Origin of the sequence: Shewanella sp. AS16, assembly GCF_021412365.1 — a bacterium.
Taxonomy (GTDB): Bacteria; Pseudomonadota; Gammaproteobacteria; order Enterobacterales; family Shewanellaceae; genus Shewanella; species Shewanella salipaludis.
In genome coordinates this window covers 1-298 of sequence record NZ_JAKCLK010000209.1, presented here as the reverse complement: position 1 = coordinate 298, position 298 = coordinate 1, and the positions used below count along the sequence as shown (strand labels likewise).

Sequence of the window (298 nt, the reverse complement as noted above, 5' to 3'; positions counted from 1 at the left end):
TGACGTTTGTTTCACGCCTGCTGTCAGAGGTGGGTATCTGGTTCCGCTTTGCCACCGACGCCCGGTTGAAAATCGAAGTTATCGAATTTTACGACGACCAGAGCGGCTACGAGCGCGGGCTGACGCTGCCGCTTCGCCATCCTTCTGGGCTGTTTGATGGTGAAACGGAAGCCGTATGGGGGCTGAACACCGCGTACAGCGTGGTGGAAAAAAGTGTCTCCACGCGGGACTACAACTACCGTGAAGCCACGGCGGAAATGACCACAGGCCAGCATGACGCCACCGGGGGCGATAACAC

1 protein-coding gene is annotated in these 298 nt (G+C 58.1%); it reads left to right on the top strand.

The window, feature by feature from the left end; translation table 11 throughout:
• The coding region (locus LZP73_RS20030) for a contractile injection system protein, VgrG/Pvc8 family (RefSeq protein ID WP_234236667.1) at positions 1-298 on the top strand (298 nt) is incomplete at both ends.